Here is a 24087-nt window from a genome sequence, read left to right as displayed (position 1 = left end):
TATGCGCAGGCCGCAAAAGATCCATGACGTCGGCGCCCGGGAAAGCTGGGACAAGATCGTGCTGCTTCTGGCCTTTGTCGCGGGGGTCGGCGGCGGCATCGCGCTCAAGGTCCTGGGCGTCCATCCCTTCATCACGGCGGGTTATTCGGCCGCGATCCTGACGGCCTATGCCGTCATGGCCTATACGTCCACCGCCCTGCGGCTGGAGCCCGAGGTGATCGGCGACAACGCCTATTACCTCGGCTTTCTCTTCACCCTGACCAGCCTTTCCGTGACGCTTTACTTCGTCATCGAGGCCGGGGCCGAGGATCGCGCCAAACTGATCCCCGAGGTCATCTCGGGCTTTGGCGTGGCGCTGGTCTCGACCATCGTGGGCGTCTTCATCCGCGTTCTGATGATGCAGTTCCGCCTGGATATCGTCTCACGCGAACGCGAAACCCGGGTCGAGATCGACGAGGCTGCCCGACGCCTGCGCACCGAGATGATTCAAGCTTTGCAGCAGATGAAGCTTTTCGGCGTCGAAAGCATGCAGCATGCGGCTGAACGCGAGCAGCGATTTGCAGATACGACAGACAGGCTTGTCGAAGGAGTGAAATCCTCGTTGGGCGCCATGTCAGGACTTTTCTATCAAGAGCTGCAGAAGACCGTCCGCGAACAGACCACGGCGGCCGTCGAGGCCATCCGCTCGTCAGTTCAGGGCTCGTCAGAAGGAGCCCTGCGGCAGATGGGCACCTCGTTTGAAGAGCTGGCGCATACGATGCGCGGGCTTTCCGCGACCCAGGCCACGGCGCGGGGCGTGAACGAGCAGGCCAACGCGGCGCTGCACCAGCAGACAAACCAGATGACCGACCTCGTGGGGCAACTCTCACGCCGCATCCGCAGCGTGGCGGAGGAGGTCGAAAGCTCGGGTGCCGCCCTGTCGCGGTCGTTTACCCAAGCGGCGGTCAGGCTGGATCAGTCGCTGTCGGACACGACACGGCGGCTGGACACCGGATTGCAGGCCTTCGACGAGGCAAACCGTGCTTCGATGATCAAGACCGAGGTGACGCTGAGCACTCTGACCAATCGGCTGGCCTCGGCTACGGCCCAAGTCGAGGCCGCCTCTGCGAAGCTGACCGAAGAGAAACCCGCCTGAGGAGGGCATGATGGCACAGACCGACGGCGGACGTGGCTTTGATCGCAGCTACAAGCGTGGCGCGGTCATGGGGCTCACGGTGGCCGAGGCCTTCATCCTCTTGTCCTTCTGCCTGCTCCTCCTCTTCACCTGGTGGCAGATCGACACCGAAAAGCGCAGCCTGATTGCCGCCGATGCCATCGCCGAGATGACGCCTGACGAGAAAGCCGCCATCATCGCAGGCCTGTCGGATGGGACCTTCGCCTTGGCGGCGGAATTGCGGAAGGCTGGCGTAGATGCCAGTGACCCCAAGGTCGCGCAGGACCTGAAGGACTATGCCCGCTTCATGCGGGAAGAGGACTTCCAGCGATTGGTGGAAGCCACGGTCAAGCTGGACCCCGAGACACGGCTCAGCTTGGCAGACGCAGTTGAGGTGACTGACGAGGTGGCGCTTCGGGCCGCGCTGTCTGCCGTCAAGGGAGGCGATACGACGGCCGAGCGGGTGGCCGGGCGTCTTGCGGCCAATGCGGATGCCCAGAACAAGATGGTCGACAGGCTAAACGCAGCGCTGGGCGACCAGATCCGCGCGGCCGGGGGCTCGATTGACGGGATGGGGACAATCACCCTGCCGCAACAGGTGCTGTTCGACGTGGGTCAGGACCGGATCCGCGACACCTCCTTCCTGCGCGACTTCTGCGGGTCTTGGGTCGGCGCTCTGCGGGCCTCGGGGCTGGACCTTTCGGACCTGAAGATCGAGGGCCATGCCTCCAGCGAGGGACGCCCAGGGCAGGATGCGAATGGGGCTTACCTCTATAACCTCGACCTCTCGCAGCGGCGCGCCAAGAGCGCCTTGAACGCCTGCCTCGGCGGGGTCAGCGATCCCCAGGCGCGCGACTGGGCCAGCGCAAGGCTCGCGGCCATCGGCTATTCCTCAGCCCGGCTGATCATGAACCCCGATGGCTCCGAAAACCACGAAGCCTCGCGCCGGGTGATGTTCAGCGTGAACGTGAACCAGCAAGGCCTGATTGATGACATCGGCCAGGACGTCGGCGAAACTGCAGTTGTGATGGAGGCCGAGGGTCCGGCACGCGTGATCGACGGCGATACCATCGAGATCAAGGGCACGCGCTATCGTATCTCCGGCATAGACGCCCCCGAACGAGGCCAACCCTGCATCAACGCGACGGGCCAGTCCTTCGACTGCGGAGAAGTTGCACGTCGGGGGTTGGAGCAGGCGATCGGCGGGAAAGAGGTCTCGTGCAAGGCCGATACGGTTGACCTCTACCGCCGCCCTGTGGCGACCTGCACGGTAAGTGGCATCGACATCGGCAAGGCCATGGTGGTGCAAGGCCTGGCCGTGCCCTTCGAGGAATATTCCAAGGCATATGTCCCAGAAGGCACCGCCGCGGAGCTGGCGCATGCGGGGCTGTGGAACACCTCCTTCGACATGCCTTGGGACTATCGCAAGGCAAAGTAGGGCCCCACCAAAGAAAACCCCCGGCCGGGAGCAAGGTCATACGTCGGGATGTTGCACCTGCTTTCAGGGTTTCCGTGACGGGATGCGTTCACCGATATCGGCTCGGCTTGATCTGGTCTCGCATCAGAAGCGCCGAGCGGATGTCGCCCTCGGTATTGGCCCGCACGAGCGCGCGCAGCATGTCGGCCCGATCGTTGGCGATGCGCGCGGTCACGATCTAAGCGTCGGTCTCGTCCAGCCGCTCCTTTTCGACCTCGACCGTCTCGACCGCGGCGCTGTCGTTATTCATGAATAGCCGGACAACGGCTTCGGCGAATACTTACGACGGTTCGGGGGCTACGTGGCGACGTATCCTTGGCGCCGGCCTCAAATGCAGGCGTTGGGTTTGAAATCTGTGCGCAGCCAGGCTGATCCCATTCCAACGCCATCGCGGCAGGACATACCCCTTCATGGTGACAAGACAGGTCCGGGCCTTGTGGTCATCGTCCAAGACCAAGGCATCAGCTCGTGGAGATCAGGATTTGCAGGATCAGGAAGACGCATGCCGATTGACCGGGCTTGGCCGCACCTATGGCAAAGGGGTGTCGGCGCACAGGGCGCTTGACCGCATTGATCTGACGATCCGGTCCAATGAGTTCTTCACCCTGCTGGGGCCGTCCGGCTGTGGCAAGACCACGCTTCTGCGCCTGATTGGCGGGTTCGACCAGCCGACCGTGGGAGAGATTGCGATTTTCGGGCGCAACGTTGCGGGTCTTCCGCCCGAGGATCGTCCGGTCAATACGGTGTTTCAGACCTATGCCCTGTTCCCGCATCTGACGGTGGCACAGAATGTGGGATTTGCGCTGCGCATGTTGGGGCGACCCAAGGCCGAGATTGCAGCCACCGTCGCCCGTATGGTCGCTTTGGTGGGGCTGGAGGGGATGGAGCATCGCCGGCCGGATCAGCTTTCGGGCGGGCAAAAGCAGCGGGTGGCCTTGGCGCGTGCCTTGGCTCCGGGACCGAAGATCCTGCTGCTGGACGAACCTTTGTCCGCTCTGGATGCCAAGTTGCGCCAGCGGATGCGGTCCGAACTGAAGGCGCTGCAGCGCGAAACCGGCATCACCTTTGTCTTTGTCACCCACGATCAGGACGAGGCTTTGGCGATGTCAGACCGCATCGCCGTGATGCAGGGCGGGCGTGTGCAGCAGTTGGGAAAGCCGGAGGAGATTTACGAGGCCCCGGCCAACCGCTTTGTGGCCGATTTCATCGGCGGGGCGAACCTGATCCCGGCGCGGATTGGCGCAGGGGGCGCGATGTCCGAGGGGCTGGGCGTGGTTCCGGCCAAGGGGGACTTGGGGGCCGAGGTGACATTGGCGATCCGGCCAGAGCGGTTGGCGATCCTGCCCGCGGGCCTGCAGCAACCGGGCGATCTGGGGCCGCTTCGGGTGACGGAGCGCATCTATATGGGCAACGAGCTGTCGTTCCGGCTGGAGGGCGCATCGGTGCCCCTGCACGTCACCCTGCCACGCGGCGGTTTGCGCGGGGCGCAGGATTTCGCCCCCGGTGATTCCGTCTGTCTGCGGGCGGAACCCGGCGCAATCCGGGTGCTGGCGTCATGAAGCTGCACCGCCTTTTGCTGGCCCCGTCGCTGGGCACCATCCTGATCTTCATGGCGCTGCCCATCGCCATCACCACGCTGTATTCCGTGCTGACCCCGGCACAATATGGCGGGGTGATCTGGGAGCCGTCATCCGAGGCCTATATCCGGCTGCTGTTCGAGCGCGACATTTTCGATGACACGCTGACCTTCAACACCGATTACCTGCAAATCCTTGGCCGGTCGGTGCTGCAAGCAGGGGTGGCCACCCTTCTGTGCCTGTTCATCGGCCTGCCTACGGCATGGTTCATCGCCACCAGGCCTGCGGGGCAAAAGTCGCTGTGGCTGATGTTGGTGACGGTGCCCTATTGGGTGAACCTGCTTGTGCGGACCATCGCGCTTTTGCTGATCCTGCGGGATGAAGGCCCGATCAACCGCGCCTTGCACGCCATCGGCCTGACTGACGGGCCGTTGCCCTTGGCCTATAACAACTTCGCCATCGGCTTGGGGCTGGTGTCGTCCTTCCTGCCCTTCATGATCCTGCCGCTGTATGCCGCGATCGAGCGGTTCGACTTTTCGCTGCTGGAGGCCGCCTATGACCTGCACGCGAACCGCCGTCAGGCCTTCTTTGAGGTCGTCCTGCCGATCTTGCGGCCGGGTCTGATTGCGGGCGGGCTTCTGGTCTTTATCCCGGGCATCGGCAGCTACCTTGCACCCGACATCCTTGGCGGTGGCAAGACGCTGATGCTGGGCAACCTGATCGGGATGCAGTTTCAGGGCAGCCGCAACTGGCCCTTTGGGGCCGCCCTTTCCACCATCCTGATGGCCGTCACGCTGATCGCCTTGTTCATCATCGCCCGCCGTGCCGCACGGGAGGACGCGTGATGGCGCTGTTTGACACAAGGTCAAAGGATATCCGCAACCTGCCGGGCTTTGGCCTGACGGCAACCCTTGCGGTGGCGTTTCTTTATGCGCCGATCCTGTTTCTGGTGCTGTATTCCTTCAACTCCGGTCGGTCGATCAGCCGTTTGGATGGGCTGTCGTGGCAATGGTATCAGGCCGTCTTTGCCAATGAGGAGATTGCCGGGGCGGCGCTGAATTCGGTCCTTCTGGCCGTGATCGCCGCCAGTGTGGCCACAGTCATGGCCACCGCCGCAGCCTTGGCGATGGTGCGGATGAAGGTGCGCCGCCGCGCCGCCGCCTATGCGGTGTTGAACTTTCCGCTGATGGTGCCGGAAATCGTGACCGCCATCGCCAGCCTTATCTTCTTTTCCTCTGTGGGCTTGGGTCTTGGCTTTGGGTCGCTGGTCATTGCCCATACCACCTTTTGCATCCCCTTCGCCTACCTTCCGATCACCGCGCGGCTGACCTCGATGGACCCCGCGCTGGAATCCGCAGCAGCCGACCTTTACGCCCGGCCCTGGCGCCGGTTCACCCTGATCACCCTGCCGCTTTTGGCCCCCGGTCTGATCTCGGGCTGGCTCTTGGCCTTTATCGTCTCGCTCGACGACTTCATCATCTCGTCGATGTTGTCCGGCCCCGGTTCCACCACCTTGCCCGTCCACATCTATTCGATGCTGCGCCTTGGCATCACGCCCGAGGTCAATGCGGTGTCGTCGCTGATGGTCGCGGCCTCTGCCCTTGTCGTCATCATCTCGGGCCTGATCGCTCGCAAGCAAACCTGAAAGGACTCCCTATGCGCGCCCTTGCCATCCTGCTTTTGACAGCCGCCCCGGCCTTCGCCGAAGGGGATCTGTTCATCTACACCTGGGGCGAATACACGCCGCCCGATCTGGTGGCGAAATTCGAGGCCGAGTTCGGCGTCAAGGTCCATATCGACAGCTATGACAGCATGGAGACGATGATCGCCAAGCTGCGCGCTGGCGGTGCGGGCTATGACATCATCGTGCCGGGCGATGCCACGATGCAGGTGCTGATCGCCGAGGACATGGTTGAAAAGATCGACGTCTTCGCGATGCCGAATTACGTGAATGTCGATGACAAGTGGCGCGAGGTCTATTGGGACCCGAAACGCGAATACTCCGCCCCCTGGGCCTGGGGCTCGACCGCGTTTGCCGTGGATACGGCCGTGGTCAAAGGGGATACGTCCTCGCTGTCCGTGCTGTTCGCCCCCGCTGATGACGTCAAGGGCCGCATCAACATGCTGCGCGACATGAATGACGTGATCAACATGGCCGAACGCTATCTGGGCATCCCGCGGTGCTCTGAGAACCCAGACGAGATGAAGCGGGTGCTGGAGTTGCTGGAGACCCAGAAGGCATGGGTGAAATCCTACGATAGCGAGACCAAAGAGCTGATGGTGTCCGGCGAGGCCGTCGTGTCGATGAGCTGGAACGGCTACGCGATGCGGGCGCGGGATGAAAAGCCCACCATCGCCTATGTTTATCCGCGTGAGGGTTACACCGGCTGGATGGACAATGTCGCCGTGCCCAAGGGCGCGCCGCACCTCGACAACGCAAAAGCCTGGGTCAACTTTGTCATGGCTCCGGAAAACGCCGCGATGATCACCAACTACGCGCGCTATTCCAACGGCATCAAGGGCTCCGAGGCGTTCATCGAACCGGCCTTGGCCGCTGCCCCCGAAATCAACCCGCCGGCGGATGCGCCCGCGCCCGAATTCATCCCGACCTGCTCGCCCGAGGCTACGGCCCTGATCGACAAGGTCTGGACCAAACTGATGAACTGAGGAGAGTTCAAATGGCAATCGTGACATTGGCCGCCACGCAGATGGCCTGTTCCTGGGATCTGGACGACAACATCCACAAGGCCGAGGAACAGGTGACGGCGGCGGCAGAGGACGGCGCGCAGATCATCCTGTTGCAGGAACTGTTCCAGACGCCCTATTTCTGCATCGAAAAAGACTATGGCTTTCAGCGCTATGCCAAACCGCTGGAGGCTGACCGCGCGGTCCAGCATTTCGCGGCCCTGGCCAAGCGGTTGGGGGTGGTGCTGCCGATCAGCTACTATGAGGCGGCGGGGAACACGTTCTTCAATTCGCTGGCCATGATCGACGCCGACGGCACGGTGATGGGCAACTACCGCAAGACCCATATCCCCCATGCGACGGGATATGAGGAGAAATACTACTTCACCCCCGGCAACACCGGCTTCAAGGTCTTTGACACCCGCTTTGCCAAGGTCGGCTGCGGCATCTGCTGGGACCAATGGTTTCCTGAAACCGCGCGGTCGCTGGCGATCCTGGGGGCCGAGGTGATGTTGTTCCCGACGGCCATCGGCACCGAACCCGGCTACCCCGAGATTGACAGCTCGGGCCACTGGCAGCGCACCATGCAGGGCCATGCGGCGGCCAATATGGTGCCGGTTGTGGCGTCAAACCGGGTAGGGCTGGAGAAAGGGCCGAACCTGGAGATGACGTTCTACGGATCGTCCTTCATCGCCGATCACACAGGCGCGATGTTGGCCGAGGCGAACAAGGTGGACGAGACCTATCTGATCGCCCGGATCGACCTTGAGGCCACCCGCGCCTACCGCCAAAGCTGGGGCACCTGGCGGGATCGGCGGCCGGAAACCTATGGGCTGATCAGCCGCCACGACGCGGCATAAAGCAAAGGGGGCGGTGCAGGCCGCCCCTATTTGCAGGCCTGTTCCGCCTCACAAGTCAGCGCCAGTTCGGCCACCAGGTCCTTGATATCGGGGGATTGCGCGTCCCAGACCCCTTCGCTGCACAGATAGGCCATGTGATCTTCCAGATAGCTGGCCATCGGCGCGCGCCAGTCGGGCGAGGTGTCGATCATCTGTTCAGACGTATAAAGCAGGTATTCGACATAGGCCGCATAGGCGGTCTGTTCCTTGGGGTCTGTCAACGCGCAGTAGTCGGCATTGGCCAATTCCGGTTTCTGCACGGTCAGGTTCAGAAACTCGCGGTAAATCTCGCGGGCGGTCTGGTCACGCTGGATGCGGTCGGACTGGGCGATCTGGTAGGGGATCACGATCAGCGCGGTGACGGTGGCAAAGGCGGTGGCAAGGCCGCCCAGCCCCTCCAGCGCCTCGGAATGTCGTGTCAGCCAGTTCAGCACGTTACACCTTGGGTTGTTCATGGGTGGCACAGTGGATGCCGCCCCCCACTTCGCCCACCGCGTCAATGTTCAGCATCACGATTTCGCGGCCGGGGTAAAGGTCGGCCAGGATGGCGGCGGCCTCGGCATCGGCGGCCTCGTCCCCAAACTCTGCCGCGATCACCGCACCATTGCAGACGTAGTAGTTGACGTAAGACGCCACAAAATCCGGGCTGTCCACCCGGATGTCATAGGGTTCGGGCAGGGTGACGAGGTCCAACTTGCGCCCCTCGGCGTCGGTCGCGTTGGACAGAATGTCACGGGTTTCAAAGGCGGACACCGACCAGGGGTCGTCGGGGTCAACCTCCTCTCCCATCTGGATCAGCACTTGGCCCGGCTTTACGAACCGCGCCAAGGCGTCGATGTGGTAGTCGGTGATGTCAGCGCCCTTGATGCCCGGCGCCCAGATCATTTTCCGCGCCCCCATCGTGTCCAGAAGCATCGCCTCGACCTGCGGCTTGCTGCCTTTGTTGCGGTTGGGGTTTACCCATGAACTTTCGTGCGCGATCAACGTGCCATGTCCGTCGGTTTCCACCCCGCCCGCCTCGCCGACAAGACCCACATCGAAGACGGCCAAGCCCAGCTTTTCGGCCACCCGCGCGGCAATCTGGCCGTCGTTGCCATGCACCTGCTTGGCCCCCCAGCCGTTGAAGTTGAACTGCGTCACCGCCAGCCCGCCTTTGCCATCGACAACAAACGAAGGCCCAGAGTCGCGCGCCCACAGGTCATCGGTGGGGATGTCCCACAGCTCCACCTGACCGGAGACCAGTTTCCTGATCGCCTTGTGATACTTGGCCGCGGCCAGCATCACGACGGGTTCGAACTCGGCAATCGTGCTGGCGATATCGGCGATGGTGCCTTGCAGATCATACAGAAAATCCGGGTCATCATGCACGGCGGGGTTCACCGGCCATTGCATGAAGGTGCGTTCATGCGGGTCGGTTTCCTCGGGATACCAAAAGCCCTGCGCCCCGGCACCCGCCGCAAAGGTCCCGCGCGGCAAAAGGGACAGGCCACCAGCAGCGGCGGCAGAACGCATCAGGGAACGGCGGGTCATCATGAACAAGGCCTCAGTTCAGGTGGATCAACGGGTCGTCGGTGGAACCATGGGGCGCTGCACAGAGCGCCGCAAGAAAGAGCGAAAACAGCTCTGCCGAGGTGGCAAGCCCCAGCTTGGTATGGATGCGCTTGCGAAACACTTTCACGGTTTCCGGGCTGTTGCCCAGCATCCGCGCGATGACCTTGGAGGAATGGCCCTGTAGGATCAACTGCGCCACCTCGGCCTCGCGCTCTGACAGCCGCGAGGTGCCGAAATGCGCCATGGCGGCCATGACATGCAGACCCATGCCATGCGCCGTGAAGGCATGGGGGGGCAGGGCGGTCATGCGGGCTCCTGCTGGGTGATGCAGTGGATGCCGCCGCCGCCCAGGCAGATGTTGGGGATATGCACGCCGCGGATGCGATAGGACGGGAACAGCGCCTGAAAGATATCGCGGGCGATGGCGTCGTTGGGCGTGCCGTATTCGGGCATGATGACCCCGCCGTTGACGAAATAGCAGTTGACGTAGGACCGGCAGAATTTCTCGCCGATGATGCAGCTTTCCTCGGCCTCGGGGATCATCACCATGCGGATCTCGCGGCCCTGTGCATCGGTCTGGCCGCGCAGGGCGTCGATGTTGGCCTGCTTGATGTGACGCCAGGGATCGGTCGGATCATCGGCGCCTTCGATCAGCACCACGCCGGGGGCCACAAAGACCGCGATGCCATCGACATGGCCGTCGGTTTCCGTCTCATCGGCATTGCCGGGCAGCCAGATCACCTTTTCCCCGCCAAGGGTTTCCAGAAGCTCCTGCGTCACCTGTTCCCGCGTCCAGGTCGGGTTGCGGTTGGGGTTCAGAAAACAGGTGTCGGTGGTGATGATCGTGCCTTGCCCGTCGACCGTCACGCCGCCGCCTTCGGCCAAGAGCGGCGATTTGAAGGCGCGCAGACCCTCACGCGAGGCCACCGCCGCGCCAAAGGCTGCGTCCTTGTCAAACGGAGCATATTTGTGCCCCCAGGCGGAAAAGGTGAACAGGCTGGCGGCCTTGTTGCCCATGGCGTCCACCACGAAATTCGGCCCGGCGTCGCGGGCCCAACTGTCATCCAGCGGCACCTCGAACAGGTCAATGCCCGCGCCCAACATCGCCCGCGCCTCAGTGGCGTCCTCGGGGCGGACCGCCATGCACAGCGGCTCGAATTCGGCAATCGCCTGCGCCACCAGGGCATAGTCGCGCTTGGTGGCCGCCATGTCCGGCCAGACCTCGGCGCGGGTGGGCCACATCATCCAGGTGCGCTTGTGGGGGGCGTATTCGGCGGGCATGTGAAATCCAAGCGATTTCGGGCTGGCGTGCTGTGCCGGGTCTTGGCGGGTCATGGAATCCTCGGGGCAAAAGGGTCTGGACCCAAGGATAGGATGAGCATTACACTGGTCAAAACGCCAAATTCTGATCTATTCAATAGAAATCACTCATGAGCACCTATCGCAGCCTGCCCCCCCTCTCGACGCTGATCGGGTTCGAGGCCGCCGCCCGGCTGCAAAGCTTTTCCCGCGCGGCGGAAGAGTTGAACATCACCCAATCGGCCATAAGCCATCAGGTGCGGGTGCTGGAAGATCACCTGGGCCAGCCGTTGTTTCGCCGCATCGGGCGGCGGATCGAGCTGGTCGATGCCGGGCGCGATTTCCTGATCACCGCGCAATCCGCGCTGGAGGAGCTGCGCCACGGCGTCCGCCGCCTGAATGCCTATTCCAAGCCGGGATCGGTTATCGTGATGATGCCTGCCGCCTTGGCTTCGGGCTGGTTCCTACCCCTGTTGACACAACTGCGCGACACCCACCCCTGGATCGACCCTTGGGTCCATACCTCGGACCAAACGGAGGTGCCCGAAGAGGCCGAGATCGACATCGTTCTTGGACCGCGGCCTTGGCCCGCTGCAGGGGCGCAGTCGCTGCTTTTGGCCGAGGATGCGCTGATCCCTCTGTGTGCGCCCGCGCTTGCGGCCGGTCTGCCGGATGTGCCGGACCGTCAAAGGCTTGATGCCGCGCCGCTGTTGCATGACGAGACGCTGAACGACTGGCAATCGTGGTTCACGGCCGCTGGCTCTGCCCGGGCCGAGTTCTCGCGGGGCTATAACTTCTCGGACACGGGCCAGATGCTGCAAGCGGCGGAGCTTGGCCTTGGCATTTGTCTGGCAACAGCGCGCGAGGCGGACCGGGCCCTGAGGGGCGGCCACCTGGTGCAGGTCTGCCAGTCCGCTTTGACAAAGACCGTGCCGCTTTACATGTCCTGCTGGACCCGCAACTTCACGCGACCGCCCGTCCAGGCCCTTTGGGATTGGCTGCGATTGAGGAGCGATCCAGACGGGCAGCCAACACAGCAGGGCGACCGTTTGACCGCTATGAATTCAGAGACACCGATCAAATAGGCTGATGTGCTATCTCATCTGTCATGATGCGGCGCGGCCAGGGCTCCACGCTCAACAGCGCAAATCCTGACTGCAGTCTTGGAAAAATCGCCACCAAAAAAGGATCGACGGCCGTCACGCACTCTCGTTCAAGCGTCCGTTTTCGCGACACCAAGGTTCGTTCACCGACGGCTTTCCGCCCCTTGCGACGATCCGGGCAATGTCATCGCTCTTTGGCGCAAGAAGACTGTCAGTCCGCTGCGGCGACCCGGTGCCAGGCCGCCGCAGCGATCGGCTCAAAGCAGGAAGTCGCTGGCCATCAGAGGGCCGGTGATCCCGGCTTGCAGATCCAGCCGAAGTTCGAAATCGGCGCTTCCATTGCCGTCGATATCCCCCAGGACACGCAGATAACCCGCCGACCCGGTGGACACCCTGACTTCGCCCGCATGAAGCCCGAAGGCCGCCGTTCCGATGAACGTGAAGGCCTGATCGCCCATCGCAAGCGCATCGGCATCCATCAGGGACAGGTCGATCAAGTCCTCCCCTTGGACAAAGTCAGAGACCCTGTCCCAGGCGGTCGTCCTCGTATCAGAAGCCAGGGCGAAGACAAAGGTATCCGCGCCAAGCCCACCGGTCAGCACGTCCTTGCCGCTGCCTCCGTTCAAGACATCGGCCCCCGCGCTTCCGGTCATCGTGTCATTCCCGGCAAGGCCATTGATCGCGGAAATCCCCGTCAGGGTGACACCCGTCAGATCAAGCGCATCACTCTTGGAACTTCCGGCCATGGTTACACCCGCAAAGCCTGCGGCCGAGATGCTTTCCACATTGATCAAGGCCGAAACCCCGATGACCGTAAAGTCTGCCGCCGCGCGGATCTCGTCCTGACCTTGACCACCATCATAGGCATCGGTGCCGGAACCAAGACCCAGGGTGATCACATCGTCGCCGCCGCCGGCCTGGATGACGTCATTGCCCGCGCCGCCGTCGATCGTGTCGGATTGCGCCGAGCCGATGACCGTATCGGCCCCGCTGCCCGCCTCGATCCGGGTGATGTCGGTCAGGGTCGTGGCCGACAGGTCGATCAGGTTGGCGGCAGAAGTCCCGGCCAGCTTGACCCCAGCATATCCGCCCGAGGTGATCTCTTCGATACCCATCAGGGACGAGACGCCGATCACGGCATTGGCTGCGGATGCGGCGAGGATATCATACCCGGCACCGCCATCCACCGCGTCAAAACCATGACCAAGGCCCATCAGGAACCTGTCGTCGCCCGCGCCGCCGCTCAGGGCATCGTTCCCGGCCCCGCCCTGGATCGTGTCTGCCTGTGCCGAGCCCGTCACAGTATCAGCCCCGCTGCCACCGTCGATCACAGTGATGCCGGTCAGGGTCGTGGCCGACAGGTCAATCAGGTTGGCGGCTGAGCTGCCCACAAGTTTCACCCCGGCAAATCCGCCCGAGGTGATCTCTTCGATGCCCATCAGGGTCGAGATGCCGATCACGGTATTCGCGGCGGTTGCCCGGAGGACGTCATGCCCAAACCCGCCATCCACCGCGTCAAAGCCCTGGCCGGTGGCGACCAGGAAGGTGTCATCCCCCCCGCCCGAGGTCAAAAGATCGTTGCCGGTTCCGCCGGTCAGCGTATCGTTGCCGTCGGCGGTCGTGATCGTGTCATGGCCGCCCAAGCCATTGACGACATAGTGGTCGTTGGTGGCCGCCGCATAGGTGTTGGCCGCGCCGGTCAGGGTGACGGCAACGATCACCGGTTCAAAGACATCCGTCACATTCAGCGTCACCGCGGTCACAATGACATCCCCCGCAGCCGAGGTCACACGAACCCAGATCGTCTGGCTTGTCGCGGTCTCATAGTCCAGCAAGCTGCCGTCAAGCACGCTCACCACGCCAAGGGCATCAATCGCAAAGGCCCCCGCTGCAGCCAGAACGGTGCCCGTGGCATCCGTGACCAGCTCAAAGCTTGCCGGGATCGGGGCGCCGAATTGGTCCAGAGCCGCAAGCGTCACCCCGGTTGCGGTGCCTGCTGCGGACATCTCGGCAAGGCTGTCAGGGGCGGCATCCACATCCATGACCAATGTCAGGACCGCGGGTGCCGCAATCAGGGCGGCGGCGGCCACCGTGCCATCGGCAAAGGCAAAGCTTTCCGCGCCAAGGACCGTGTCGACGCCATCGGCCGCGCCGCGCAGATCGGTCAGGACAAAGCCGCCCGCCGTTGCTGCGACGTCGTAATCCGCCCGCAGCCCCGAGAAGGTCACAGTGTCAGCGCCCGAACCGCCGTCGAGAAGGTCGTTGCCCGCCCCGCCCGACAAGAGGTCATCGCCCTCGCCGCCCTCCAGGTGGTCATCCCCGCCGCGCCCCTCCAGCCGGTCGTTGCCCGCGCCGCCCCAAAGCCCGTTGTCCTCGCCCGCCCCAAGCACCGTGTCATCGCCGGAACCAGCATGGGCATCCTCGATATGGGTGGTCGTGGCCGCGGTCACGCCGTTGGTGATCGCCTGCACGATGTTCGAGCTGTTGGCCGTCAAAGACACCACAACCCCACGGCCAAGCTGGGTGGCCAGATCCTGATAGACCGTCTCGAACCCGCCGGCGATGGCAAAGATCGGCGTGATATTGGCCGCCGTCAGCGCCGCCGACAACTGGGCGATGGTCGGGTAATCCTCCATCGCGCCATTGCCGGGGAACAGCGGATCGCCGTTGTTCGGCGTCAGGATGCCGCCAAGCGCGCCATCCCCCGCCATGTGATAGGGCGCATCGGTGAACAGCACCACAAAGCGCGCCGAATCCGACCGGAATCCCACTTCGGTGTCATGCAGCGCCAGTTGCATCAGCCCCTCGATCTGGGCTTCGGGCGCGTCATTGCCGAAACGGATCGCCAGATTGGTGTAGGTCGCGGCCAAAGCGGTCGCATCCGTGGTCTGCATCAGCTCTTGATGGAACACCCATTCCCCGGTCGCCCCAAAAGGCGAAACCGGCTTGTCGATGAAGGACGACACGCCAAAGGTGCTGTTGACCTGCACCGCATGGATGGCGCCGACGATCTGAGGCACAAGGCCGCGCACATTGGCAATGTCATCGCCAAACGACCCCGACAGGTCTTGCAGGAATTGCACATCAAAGGGCCGCGAGGTCGTGCCGGGCTGGCTGATATGGACGATCCCACCTTCGATCTCGGACTCGGTTTCGCCCGAAAGGTCGATGTGGTCGTCGGTCACGCTGGCCGAGGCGTCGATTGCGTCGTGGCCCTCATAGTCCTCGATTTCAACCGTGCCGCCGGTCAGGTGATAGGTGTCGTCGCCCTGCCCGCCGACCAGCGTGTCATGGCCCGCATCCGCCGTCAGGTCGTCATTGCCCTCTTCGCCCAAAAGCAGGTCATCGCCGCCGCCGCCATCCAGGTCGTCATCGCCCTCGGCGCCCTCCAGCAGGTTGTCGCCCGCGCCACCCGTGGCAATATGGGCAGTGCCGGCAAGGTGGATGTTTTCGATATTGTCGGCAATCGTCAGACCATCAACCATGACGGTCACGGTGTCGATGCCGCCGCCCAAAGCCTCGATCACCACATCGCCCGCGTCGTCGATGACATAGGTGTCGTCGCCCGCACCGCCTTCCAGATAATCTGCGCCCGAACCGCCATCCAGCGTGTCATTGCCCTCTTGCCCGTAAAGGCTGTCGCTGCCCGACGATCCGGTCATCTCGTTGGCCAGCGTGTTGCCCGTCCCGGTCAGGCCCGCAACCGTCAGGGTCAGGTGTTCGATATTGGCGCCAAGGGTATGGCTGGCCGAGGCCAGCACGTGATCGACCCCAGGGTCGGCGCCCTCGGTCACGATGTCGCCCAGGTCATCGACGACATAGGTGTCATTGCCCAGACCCCCGATCAGCGTATCGGCCCCGGCCCCACCGCTGATCGTGTCATCGCCCGCCGTGCCGGTGATCACATTGGCGCTGCTGTTGCCGGTGGCCATGCGGGCCGCGCCGGTCAGGGTCAGGTTTTCGATCTCGCCCTCGGTCAGGGTATAGTTGAACGCGGTGGTGACGGTGTCGATGCCACCGCCCGCCAGTTCGATCACCACGTCGCCCATGTTATCAACGACATAGCTGTCATTGCCCGCACCGCCCGCCATCGTGTCGGCGCCCATCCCACCGTCCAGGGTGTTGGCCAAAGCATTTCCGGTCAGCATATTGGCCAGCCCGTTGCCCGTGCCCGAAACCGCAGAGCCTGTCAGGGTCAGGTTCTCGACATAGGCCGCAAGAACCGTTGTGGTCTGGGACGAGATCACCTGATCGGTGCCACCCCCCAAGGCCTCGACGATCCCGTCACCACCATAGGCCAGGATATAGGTGTCGTCGCCCGCGCCTCCGGTCAGAAGGTCGCTGCCAAAGCCGCCGTCCAGCGTGTCATTGCCCGCCCCGCCGGTGATCGCGTTGTTGTCATTATTGCCGATCCCGACATGGGCGGCCCCGGTCAGGATCAGGTTTTCCACATCATTCGACAGGGTGTAGTCGACCGAAGAGACAACCGTATCAATGCCACCGTTCAGACCTTCGACGACCTGATCGCCCGCGCTGTCCACGACATAGCGGTCATTGCCGAAACCGCCCACCATGCGGTCATCGCCTGCGCCACCGTCCAGCGTGTCTTGGCCATAGGTGCCGGTCAGCACGTTGTTCAACGCATTGCCGGTCGCGGTCAGGAAGCCCGCGGTCAGGGTCAGGTTCTCGACCTCTGCCGCCAAGGCATGGCTGACCGAGGCAAGGACCGTATCCGTGCCCTCGCCCGCCAGTTCGACCACCAGGTCCGCATCGTCCACGATGTAAAGGTCATCGCCCGCGCCGCCCACAAGGCTGTCCACCCCGGTGCCGCCGTCCAGCGAGTCGCGACCCAGCCCGCCAAGGATCGTGTCCGCGCCCGCCCCGCCCTCGACCGTGTCATCTCCGCCGCCGGCATCGACGCTGTCATCGCCCTCCAGCGCCATGATCGCATCATTGCCCGCGCCGATCTGGTGCAGCCCGCCAAAGCCGGGCCCCATGACATCCGCGCCGGTCGTGCCATAGATGTTCAGATCGGGCTGCCAGGACGTGGGCGTGTAGAGGACCCGCACGCTTTCCCCCGCGCCCGGAGCGCCAAGGATCAGGTCGGCCACCCCGTCGCCATTCATGTCGCCGCCAATCGCAACCGAGCTGCCCAGAAGGCTGCCCGCGTCGCCGACGATCTTGGCCCCGCCAAAGCCCTGCGCCACGGCGCCAAGGTCCACCGTGCTGCTGCCCGTGCCGCCCCAGACGACATAGACCGCGCCCGCATCAAACCCGCCCTCGGCATTGCCCGAAGCCCCGATCACCAGATCGGCGATGCCGTCGCGGTTCAGGTCGACACCACCAGTGACGACAAGGGTCGCAAGGTCTCCGCCCGCTTCGGCCGTGATCGCAAAGCCGTCGAAGGCGCCGGTCAGATCGACCGCCGCATGACCCGCCTGACCAAAGACGACATAGGCGCGGTCCTCGCCCGGGGCGCCGATCAGAATGTCATCGCGCCCGTCGCCGTTCACATCCCCGACAGAGGCCACCGAGGCTCCAACCCCCGACCCCGCCGCGCCACTGATCTTGTAACCCCCGCTCAGGGCGGCCAGGTTCACCGTGGCGCCGGTCGCCTTGCCATCCACGACATAGACCGCGTCTTGGCCGCCAAGCAGGATTTCCGACCTTCCATCGCCATTCTGATCGCCAAGCCGGGCCATGGCGCGGCCAATGCCCTCGCCCGCTGCCGCCCCGATGATCTTGAAGCCGCCGGTGCCCAGGGCCACGTTGTTCAACTGCACCGCTCCGACGCTGGTCTTGCCCCAAACGACATAGGCCGCCCCGGCATCCGTGCCGCCCGCATCCTGTCCTGGCGCGCCGATCAGGACATCGGCCCGCCCGTCGCCGTTCATGTCGCCGACCGACAGCACCGCATAGCCCGCCGCATCCCCCGCAAGCTGGCCCTTGATCGCAAAGCCACCGCCGTTCGCCGTGAAGATGTCATTCAAATCCAACCCGCCCGGCGCGCTTTGGCCAAAGGCGACATAGGCCGCCCCGGCGTCGGCCTGGGCGCCGACATTGACCCCGGGGGCGCCGATCAGCAGCTCTCCCAGCCCATCGGCATTCATATCCGCGCTGCCCGCAAGCGCAAAGCCCGCCAGGTCGCCCGCGTTCACGCCGTCGATGATCCAGGAATTCGTGGCGATCCCCGTGCTGCCCCCCGCCGTAATCCCGCCCATGGTGACAAAGATCCGCCCGGCATCGACCAGCTTGTCATCATCGCCCGAAGCCCCGATGGCGATATCGGCAATACCGTCTCCGTTCAGATCGCCAATGCCCGCAAGCCAGGCCGGCGCCGGCAGGCCGGTCAGCGTTGGGGCAAAGTCGCCCGCCGTATTCGGCGTCAGGGTAAAGCCGCCACCTGCCAAAATTGTGGAGCCAAGGAATATCTTCGTGTTGGGAATCGGCATCGTCGCACCTGTGCATAGGATGATGGGGCAAGCGCGATAACCTGCGTCTGCGGATGGTTCACCACATCGTGAGTTTGCAGGTTGGGGCAATCAACTAAAGGGCAGTCCCCCGGTCCTATCCCTTGGGTTGAGACAGAGGCGACATTCGCAGCGCCTCGGCATGTGCCCTGTAAGCGCCTGCTTACGGTGTTTTGGAAAGGACTGCGGCGCCCGACGGGCGCCGCGAAAAGATCTTGGCCGGCTGCGGGATCAGAACAGGAAGTCGCCTGCCGTCAGACTGGACATCGCGACGCCTGTCAAAGTGATCGTGTTCTGACCAAAGCTCAGAATCGTGTCGCCGGCCAGTTCGGTCATGTGGTTGGCCCTTAGATCGGCGAAACTCTCTGCTCCGGCCAGGTGCGACAGGTCGATGACCTCGCGCAGGGTGTCCGTGGAGAAGTCTGTGATGACATCATGGCCAAAACGGCCGGTAAAGATGAAGACATCGGCGCCTGATCCGCCCGACAAGACATCATCGCCCGCGCCACCGTTGATTCGATCCGCCCCGCCCAGACCGAATATCACATCACCCATCTTGGTCCCGGTCAGACGATTGGCCATGTCCGAGCCAAGGAGCAAACTGGCATCCGCGGCCCCGGTGACGGAGACCACGATTTCCGCAGCCGTGCCGTCAAGGCTGTGAACCGTGATGCGGTCCGTGACAACCTGCCCCGCTGTCAAAGCTTGCACGGCAAGTGCGGCATTGTCCAAGGCATAGGTCCAAGCCCCTGCTGCCCCCATCGACAGGCTGCCATAGACCCCGACCCGGGTTTCGACGACAAATCCCGCCTGATCATGATCCACATCGACCACCGTCAGCTGACCGGATGCCGTTAGGGTGCCGTCCTCGGTCACCGCCCCGGAAAATTCCCCCGAGACCTGCGCGGCATCATTGACCCCGGTCACAGTGATCACGGCCGAGGCCGCCGTTGTGGCGATCCCATCCGTCACGCCATAGTCCAGGCGCAGGGTCTGGACTTCTCCTGCGGCCAGGGCGTCAAAGGCCGACCCATCTACGGTGAAGCTTTGCGTCACAGGGTCAAAGCCGATGCCGCCGGGCAAGGGTCCCAGACCGGTCACGGACAAGACCGTGCCCACATCGCTGTCGCTTGCCGTGGCCAGCGCATCAAGAACCAGGGTGCCCCCTTCGACCAGGGCGCCCACCACATCGCCTGCGATCGTGGGGGCGCTGTTCGGCGCCACAAGCCAAAGCTCTGCGTCGGTGAATTGCAGATGCTCGACATTCACCGCCAGGGTGCGCCCGCCCGTCACCAGGTCATCGACCTGCAGCCAGCCGCCCGCGATCTGAACGATATGGAAATCGGCCATCCGACCCGCGAACTGCAAGGTATCCGTCCCCGTTCCTCCGTCGATCCCGGTGGCCGGAACCCGCAAAGCGCCGTTGACGGCGGTGCCATCCAGAAGGATCAGGTCATTGCCCGCGCCCGCGTCGATCTGGTTGGTCCCCGCGCCGCCATCCAGCGTATCGTCTCCTTCCGCCCCGATCAGTCGGTCGTTGCCCCCCAGCCCAAGGATGAGATCGTTGCCGGCCGTGCCGACCAAGCTGTCATTTCCGGCCGTGCCGGTGAGTGCTGTCACCATGAAAGTGAACTCCTGTCCGTCCCTGCGGGCCACATGCCGGCAGACAACGGAACCACAAGGCAAAACCCGCAGCCTTGCCGTCAATCAACGCCCGACCGATGTCCAGTTTCCCGGTCGCTTTATCCACCCGAACATAGGCACGTAAGCCGACGCTTACAGGCCTAGACGCTGACGCCGAAAAGCCGCCCGACCCCGGCGGTGATCGCCATGGCCGCAGCCCCCCAGAACAGCACACGTCCCGTTGCGGGCAACAAAGGCGCCCCGCCTGCCTTCGCGCCCAAAGCGCCCAACCCCGCCAGCGCAAGCAGCGTCACGGCAACAACCGCCGGAATAAGGCTGGCCACCGGTGATATTGCGGCCGCCAAAAGCGGCACCGCAGCGGCGAGCGTAAAGGTCAGTCCAGACGCAAGCGCGGCTTGCAAGGGATTGGCCGCATGGACCTCTGAAAGGCCAAGCTCTTCGCGCACATGGGCGGCCAGCGCGTCTTTTGCCGTCAACTCTCGCGCCACCACTTGGGCGGTCGCATCGGATAGACCCCGCGCGCGGTAGATCGAGGCAAGTTCGGCCTCTTCCGACACCGGGTCCAGCGCAATCGCCTGGGCCTCGCGCGCAATGTCTGCGCGCTCCACATCCGACTGCGAGCTGACAGAGACATATTCCCCGGCGGCCATCGACATGGCCCCGGCGGCAATTCCCGCGGTGCCAGCAATGAGGATTGCAGTCCGATCAGGCCCCGCCGCCGCCACACCCACGATCAACGATGCGACCGAAACGATCCCGTCATTGGCCCCAAGAACGGCAGCCCTCAGCCATCCTGCCCGATTGATGTAATGCGGCGCCTCATGGGCCGATTCGTAGGTCATGGCGTTATTTCCTTGTTGTGGCTTTGGGTTTCGATGGCGACATCATCAAGACGTTCTGGCAAATGCCCCATCAGCGCGTCCACGAAGATAGAGGCGAACTGAGCCCGGCTCGTGACGCCCGACTTGCCGTAGATCCGCGCCATTTGCGCCCGCACCGTTCCATTCGCGGCCCTGCGAAGGGTCGCGATTTCGGTGACATCGACGCCTTTCAAGACCAACCAGGCCACATCGCGTTCGGCAGGGGTAAAGCGCCAAAGGGCAAACTGTCGGTCAATAACTTGGCGAAAGGCCCCGCTGGCAAGCGCCAAGGTCCGCTCTGCGGCCTCCTTTTGGCGCAGAAGTTGCTTCAGATCGTTGAAGGTGAACCACACCCCCAGGCACAAGGCCAAAGCCACAGGAAACTCCGTCAAGGGGTGGCGCTTGTCAGGGTCCGTCGCCAACTCGAAGAGGCTGTCAAAAATGAAGAAGAAGGCAGCCAGCACCTGCACCACCAAGGCGAAAAGACTGCTGGCAGAGCGCCTCCAGCGCCAAGCTCTTGCTGCCTCGTTGTCATCAGGGGTCATGCGAAAGCCTTTCCAACAGAAATCCGGGCCACGGCGTGCCGCAGCCCGGTAGGTTTGCAATGCCCGACCAATCAGGGTTTCCCGGTGATCATCGGCTTGACAAGGTTGCGGCGCAACATGCGGCTTTCGATGCCGACGCCTGCCACATGGACAACCGCGAGGATCAACATCAGGTTTGCGAAGATCTCGTGAACCTCCTTGAGCACGCCCTCTTCCTCGCCGTCTTCTTCGCCTTCCGTCGGTGCCAGCTGCGACCAGTCGCCGCTATCGACAATGGCCTGTTGTGCCGAGATTTCCCAAGGCGTCGCGGCCTTGGTCATCACGAGGCCGGTGCCGATCACGATGGCAAGGGACAGCCACAGCGCGTAGATCATCAGGGCGCCGGCCGGATTGTGCGAGGCATGTTCGCGCGGCTTGCCGCGCATCAGGTCGCCGACATGCGCCAGGGCCTTGAAGGGCGCTGGCGGAAAGGATGTGAATCGGGCCTCGGTCCTGCCGATCACCCCCCAGATCAACCGCATCAGCAAGATAAGTCCGCCGCCCCAACCCAAGGCAACGTGCAAGGCCGATCCGCCGCCGGTGATCAGACCATTGGCAATGACCACAACGGCAATCGACCAATGGCTGAGCCGAACGACAAGATCCCAACCGGGCAGAGGCGTGCGGGACATGGATCAGTCGCCCATCTTGATGTCGGTGACGGCGCCCGTGGCCGGGTCGATCACGATCTCCATCATTTCACCCGTCGTTGCCATCTTGCAGACGGCTTCGACCTTGCCGTCTTCGGCTTCGAACTTTTCGACCGGGCAGCCCGCTTTTTCCAAGGCAACTTTGGCCTCGTCCCCATTGGTGCCGATCACATCACCGATTTTGACTTCGGCGGAAGCCAGCGACGGCAGAAAGGCGATGGCGGTGGCAAGAAGGATCTTTTTCATTTCAGTACTCCAGGTGGCCGAGGATTCGGCTCGGCCCCTGCCTAGCGCGACCTCGCGCCGCCCATCTATAGACCCAAGGGGGCATAAGATGGGGCGTAAGCACCTGCGTATGGAATTTCGCGGACAGGGCCGAAGAGAGATGGCACACGGCGCAGGCCTCCGAGGCGATCCACAGGGGCCGCACGTTCACCCGGCAGCGGTCCCAAGCCCCGTGCAACCCGGAGTGGCTGTCGTTCCGCATCGACCTGAAGCCGCTTGCGCCCCCATGATGGCCGGGACCATCGCTCCTCGTGCCCGCTTTCACCTCCCGCGGATCAATTCCAGAACCGTCCCTTGCCTTCGGCGCTCCTGGCAACCGTCTCTGCAAAGGCGCTATTGCCGCCTTTCATCGGTCTTGGCATCAATGATCCAGGCCAGGCAATCCATGCGGAAGGCATTGGACCGGGCTTCGAATTTGGCTTGGCCCGTCGGGTTTCGGGTTTCGGGTTTCGGGCAAGGCGCTCGGCAAACTCGGCAGGCAGCGCCAGAAGCTTCGGCGTCATGGCCTCACGCCAGGGGAGTTGCACGCCGGCTTCGGTCAGCGCGCCGCCCGGAGCGATGTCCAATCGCCAGGTCAGCTTGCCCATGAAGCGCTTGATCGCGGGCAGGCTGGAATTGGCCTGAAGCCGGCGGTCCGCCATCAGCGCATCTTTCCAGAACCCGAAGGGGCAATGCATCTTGAAGGCGGCGAAGATGCACATCATCTTTCCCCTTCAACCGAAATGCGGCTGTCCCCACTTCACCTCTTGGACGAGGTCTGGGCGGGCGCGGTGCAACAGAGGCATCAGGACCGGCTTGGTGAAAACCTTGCAGGCGGCCAGATAGGCGTCGACCTTCGGTTTGAAATTCTCTGGCAAAGTCAGTCTACCAGAGAATGGGGCCTAGTTGACCAGGGTCGAAAGCAGCTCGTCCAGGCGCTCCAGGGTCGAGGTCATGCCCGCCTCCATCCCCATGGCGATGACCTGTTCCAGCTCGGCCGCCGAACCATAGGCGACCACGGTTTCGACCAGGGTGCGCGCGCCCGCGTCCTTGAAGCTGACATCCCAGCGGGCCCGCGGCATATCCGGGCTCAGCGTCCCTGTCGCATCGCAAAAACCGTCCAACAGCGTATAGCCGTCGATCGGGCTGATCGTCTGGTAATCCATCCGGCCCCAGAATTCCTGCCCGTCTGGCATGACCATGGCATAATGCCAAAGCCCGCCCTCGGTGAAGTTCATGACCTTGGTCTTCGTGGTCAGGGGCTTGGGAGCGAACCACTGATCCAACAGGTCGCTTTGGGTGTGGCAGTCCCAGACAAGCTGGCGGCCCGCGTCAAAGGCGCGGCGGATGGTCATCCTGTGCAAGATGGTGTCGAAGGTGATGTCAAATTGCCGGGTCGTCATTCTTCACTCCATTCAACCTGGACATCAGGTGATCAAGATTGTCATAGCGGCTGGCCCAAAGCGCGCGGCGCTGCGCAAGCCAGGTGTCGATGGCCTGGATGGCCGGGGTCTGAACAAAGCAGGTGCGCACCCGCCCCTGCTTTTCGCTGCGGATCAGGCCGGCCCTTTCCAGGATGCCAAGATGCTTGGTAAAGGCAGGCAGGGCCATCGCATGGGGCTCGGCCAGTTCGCTGACCGAGGCCGGGCCTTGCAGCAGGCGTTCGACCACCGCCAGCCGGGTGGAATCGCCAAGCGCACTGAAACTGACATGCAGATACTTATCCATATGGTTAAGTTATCTGCCGCCCATCCGGACCGCAACGAAAACTTATCCAAACGGAGAAGTTTTCCAAGGCACGGCTCATGGCGAGACTGACCGGATCGGCACAACGACCGTCCCGGCGGCGCTACCCTGCTGGCGCGTATCGC

General features: G+C 63.4%; 22 protein-coding genes. 8 read left to right on the top strand and 14 right to left on the bottom strand.

Annotation, left to right across the window (positions count from 1 at the left end; all coding sequences use genetic code 11):
• Window position 1 precedes the first annotated feature (1 nt).
• Together NX862_RS05525 and NX862_RS05520 are read left to right on the top strand one after the other, a co-directional pair.
• Window positions 2-1135, top strand: a complete 1134-nt coding sequence (locus NX862_RS05525; RefSeq protein ID WP_264492885.1) for a hypothetical protein — start codon at window positions 2-4, stop codon at window positions 1133-1135.
• 10 nt (window positions 1136-1145) lie between these two features.
• The gene (locus NX862_RS05520; protein WP_264492884.1) at window positions 1146-2591 is read left to right on the top strand and encodes a thermonuclease family protein; all 1446 of its coding nucleotides are present in this window, start codon (window positions 1146-1148) and stop codon (window positions 2589-2591) included.
• An 88-nt stretch (window positions 2592-2679) separates the two neighbouring features.
• On the opposite strand, the gene NX862_RS05515 is transcribed toward NX862_RS05520, so the two are convergent.
• Complete coding sequence (locus tag NX862_RS05515; RefSeq protein ID WP_264492883.1) at window positions 2680-2805, bottom strand: hypothetical protein; 126 nt, start codon at window positions 2803-2805, stop codon at window positions 2680-2682.
• Between the two features lie 334 nt (window positions 2806-3139).
• Between NX862_RS05515 and NX862_RS05510 the strand changes: the two genes are divergently transcribed.
• From NX862_RS05510 to aguB, 5 genes are read left to right on the top strand one after another with little or no spacing between them, the layout of a single operon-like run.
• On the top strand, window positions 3140-4189 hold the full coding sequence (locus tag NX862_RS05510; RefSeq protein WP_264492882.1) for an ABC transporter ATP-binding protein: 1050 nt from the start codon (window positions 3140-3142) through the stop codon (window positions 4187-4189).
• A complete protein-coding gene (locus tag NX862_RS05505) occupies window positions 4186-5052 on the top strand; it encodes an ABC transporter permease (protein ID WP_264492881.1) in 867 nt (288 codons plus the stop codon). The genes NX862_RS05510 and NX862_RS05505 overlap by 4 nt, the downstream gene beginning before the upstream one ends.
• Entirely contained in the window at window positions 5052-5852 is an 801-nt protein-coding gene (locus tag NX862_RS05500; protein ID WP_264492880.1) for an ABC transporter permease, read from the top strand. The genes NX862_RS05505 and NX862_RS05500 overlap by 1 nt, the downstream gene beginning before the upstream one ends.
• An 11-nt stretch (window positions 5853-5863) precedes the next feature.
• A complete protein-coding gene (locus NX862_RS05495; protein ID WP_264492879.1) occupies window positions 5864-6874 on the top strand; it encodes an extracellular solute-binding protein in 1011 nt (336 codons plus the stop codon).
• 11 nt (window positions 6875-6885) lie between these two features.
• Window positions 6886-7752: an N-carbamoylputrescine amidase gene (gene aguB, locus NX862_RS05490; protein ID WP_264492878.1), complete on the top strand. Its 867-nt coding sequence runs from the start codon at window positions 6886-6888 to the stop codon at window positions 7750-7752.
• Between the two features lie 26 nt (window positions 7753-7778).
• On the opposite strand, the gene NX862_RS05485 is transcribed toward aguB, so the two are convergent.
• From NX862_RS05485 to NX862_RS05470, 4 genes are read right to left on the bottom strand one after another with little or no spacing between them, the layout of a single operon-like run.
• On the bottom strand, window positions 7779-8246 hold the full coding sequence (locus NX862_RS05485) for a hypothetical protein (RefSeq protein WP_264492877.1): 468 nt from the start codon (window positions 8244-8246) through the stop codon (window positions 7779-7781).
• Complete coding sequence (locus NX862_RS05480) at window positions 8227-9321, bottom strand: agmatine deiminase family protein (RefSeq protein WP_264492876.1); 1095 nt, start codon at window positions 9319-9321, stop codon at window positions 8227-8229. Before NX862_RS05480 ends, NX862_RS05485 begins: the two co-directional genes overlap by 20 nt.
• A gap of 13 nt (window positions 9322-9334) precedes the next feature.
• Window positions 9335-9649 (bottom strand): helix-turn-helix domain-containing protein, encoded by a 315-nt coding sequence (locus NX862_RS05475; protein ID WP_264492875.1) that lies wholly within the window; start codon window positions 9647-9649, stop codon window positions 9335-9337.
• Entirely contained in the window at window positions 9646-10677 is a 1032-nt protein-coding gene (locus NX862_RS05470) for an agmatine deiminase family protein (RefSeq protein ID WP_264492874.1), read from the bottom strand. Before NX862_RS05470 ends, NX862_RS05475 begins: the two co-directional genes overlap by 4 nt.
• Window positions 10678-10772: 95 nt before the next feature.
• Here NX862_RS05470 and NX862_RS05465 point away from each other — a divergent pair, with 95 nt between their 5' ends.
• Window positions 10773-11726, top strand: a complete 954-nt coding sequence (locus tag NX862_RS05465; RefSeq protein ID WP_264492873.1) for a LysR substrate-binding domain-containing protein — start codon at window positions 10773-10775, stop codon at window positions 11724-11726.
• 275 nt (window positions 11727-12001) lie between these two features.
• Here NX862_RS05465 and NX862_RS19380 read toward each other — a convergent pair whose 3' ends face one another.
• The 9 genes from NX862_RS19380 to NX862_RS05410 form a co-directional block, all read right to left on the bottom strand.
• Entirely contained in the window at window positions 12002-18196 is a 6195-nt protein-coding gene (locus NX862_RS19380) for a M10 family metallopeptidase C-terminal domain-containing protein (protein WP_319800866.1), read from the bottom strand.
• Window positions 18197-18445: 249 nt separating this feature from the next.
• Entirely contained in the window at window positions 18446-19837 is a 1392-nt protein-coding gene (locus NX862_RS05445; protein WP_264492872.1) for a VCBS domain-containing protein, read from the bottom strand.
• Between the two features lie 161 nt (window positions 19838-19998).
• On the bottom strand, window positions 19999-20700 hold the full coding sequence (locus NX862_RS05440) for a VIT1/CCC1 transporter family protein (protein WP_264492871.1): 702 nt from the start codon (window positions 20698-20700) through the stop codon (window positions 19999-20001).
• Window positions 20697-21263, bottom strand: a complete 567-nt coding sequence (locus NX862_RS05435) for a helix-turn-helix transcriptional regulator (RefSeq protein WP_264492870.1) — start codon at window positions 21261-21263, stop codon at window positions 20697-20699. The genes NX862_RS05440 and NX862_RS05435 overlap by 4 nt, the downstream gene beginning before the upstream one ends.
• A 71-nt stretch (window positions 21264-21334) precedes the next feature.
• Window positions 21335-21934, bottom strand: a complete 600-nt coding sequence (locus NX862_RS05430; RefSeq protein ID WP_264492869.1) for a cytochrome b/b6 domain-containing protein — start codon at window positions 21932-21934, stop codon at window positions 21335-21337.
• A gap of 3 nt (window positions 21935-21937) precedes the next feature.
• Entirely contained in the window at window positions 21938-22198 is a 261-nt protein-coding gene (locus NX862_RS05425; RefSeq protein ID WP_264492868.1) for a PepSY domain-containing protein, read from the bottom strand.
• Window positions 22199-22512: 314 nt separating this feature from the next.
• Window positions 22513-22938: a hypothetical protein gene (locus NX862_RS05420; protein WP_264492867.1), complete on the bottom strand. Its 426-nt coding sequence runs from the start codon at window positions 22936-22938 to the stop codon at window positions 22513-22515.
• A gap of 180 nt (window positions 22939-23118) precedes the next feature.
• Window positions 23119-23619 (bottom strand): SRPBCC family protein, encoded by a 501-nt coding sequence (locus NX862_RS05415; RefSeq protein ID WP_264492866.1) that lies wholly within the window; start codon window positions 23617-23619, stop codon window positions 23119-23121.
• Entirely contained in the window at window positions 23600-23944 is a 345-nt protein-coding gene (locus NX862_RS05410) for an ArsR/SmtB family transcription factor (RefSeq protein ID WP_264492865.1), read from the bottom strand. The genes NX862_RS05415 and NX862_RS05410 overlap by 20 nt, the downstream gene beginning before the upstream one ends.
• Window positions 23945-24087 lie beyond the last annotated feature (143 nt).

The sequence above is a fragment of the Stagnihabitans lacustris genome (genome assembly GCF_025950525.1).
GTDB lineage: Bacteria > Pseudomonadota > Alphaproteobacteria > Rhodobacterales > Rhodobacteraceae > Stagnihabitans.
Note: the sequence above shows the minus strand (reverse complement) of the source record. Positions and strands in the feature narration are given on the sequence as shown.

Coding starts and splice junctions, on each gene's coding strand:
- NX862_RS19380 (WP_319800866.1), bottom strand. CDS start 18,196: ATGCCGATTCCCAACACGAAGATATTCCTTGGCTCCACAATTTTGGCA.
- NX862_RS05500 (WP_264492880.1), top strand. CDS start 5,052: ATGGCGCTGTTTGACACAAGGTCAAAGGATATCCGCAACCTGCCGGGC.
- NX862_RS05465 (WP_264492873.1), top strand. CDS start 10,773: ATGAGCACCTATCGCAGCCTGCCCCCCCTCTCGACGCTGATCGGGTTC.
- NX862_RS05520 (WP_264492884.1), top strand. CDS start 1,146: ATGGCACAGACCGACGGCGGACGTGGCTTTGATCGCAGCTACAAGCGT.
- NX862_RS05505 (WP_264492881.1), top strand. CDS start 4,186: ATGAAGCTGCACCGCCTTTTGCTGGCCCCGTCGCTGGGCACCATCCTG.
- NX862_RS05475 (WP_264492875.1), bottom strand. CDS start 9,649: ATGACCGCCCTGCCCCCCCATGCCTTCACGGCGCATGGCATGGGTCTG.
- NX862_RS05420 (WP_264492867.1), bottom strand. CDS start 22,938: ATGTGCATCTTCGCCGCCTTCAAGATGCATTGCCCCTTCGGGTTCTGG.
- NX862_RS05495 (WP_264492879.1), top strand. CDS start 5,864: ATGCGCGCCCTTGCCATCCTGCTTTTGACAGCCGCCCCGGCCTTCGCC.
- NX862_RS05445 (WP_264492872.1), bottom strand. CDS start 19,837: ATGGTGACAGCACTCACCGGCACGGCCGGAAATGACAGCTTGGTCGGC.
- NX862_RS05480 (WP_264492876.1), bottom strand. CDS start 9,321: ATGACCCGCCGTTCCCTGATGCGTTCTGCCGCCGCTGCTGGTGGCCTG.
- NX862_RS05415 (WP_264492866.1), bottom strand. CDS start 23,619: ATGACGACCCGGCAATTTGACATCACCTTCGACACCATCTTGCACAGG.
- NX862_RS05470 (WP_264492874.1), bottom strand. CDS start 10,677: ATGACCCGCCAAGACCCGGCACAGCACGCCAGCCCGAAATCGCTTGGA.
- NX862_RS05525 (WP_264492885.1), top strand. CDS start 2: ATGCGCAGGCCGCAAAAGATCCATGACGTCGGCGCCCGGGAAAGCTGG.
- NX862_RS05435 (WP_264492870.1), bottom strand. CDS start 21,263: ATGACCCCTGATGACAACGAGGCAGCAAGAGCTTGGCGCTGGAGGCGC.
- NX862_RS05440 (WP_264492871.1), bottom strand. CDS start 20,700: ATGACCTACGAATCGGCCCATGAGGCGCCGCATTACATCAATCGGGCA.
- NX862_RS05430 (WP_264492869.1), bottom strand. CDS start 21,934: ATGTCCCGCACGCCTCTGCCCGGTTGGGATCTTGTCGTTCGGCTCAGC.
- aguB (WP_264492878.1), top strand. CDS start 6,886: ATGGCAATCGTGACATTGGCCGCCACGCAGATGGCCTGTTCCTGGGAT.
- NX862_RS05485 (WP_264492877.1), bottom strand. CDS start 8,246: ATGAACAACCCAAGGTGTAACGTGCTGAACTGGCTGACACGACATTCC.
- NX862_RS05425 (WP_264492868.1), bottom strand. CDS start 22,198: ATGAAAAAGATCCTTCTTGCCACCGCCATCGCCTTTCTGCCGTCGCTG.
- NX862_RS05410 (WP_264492865.1), bottom strand. CDS start 23,944: ATGGATAAGTATCTGCATGTCAGTTTCAGTGCGCTTGGCGATTCCACC.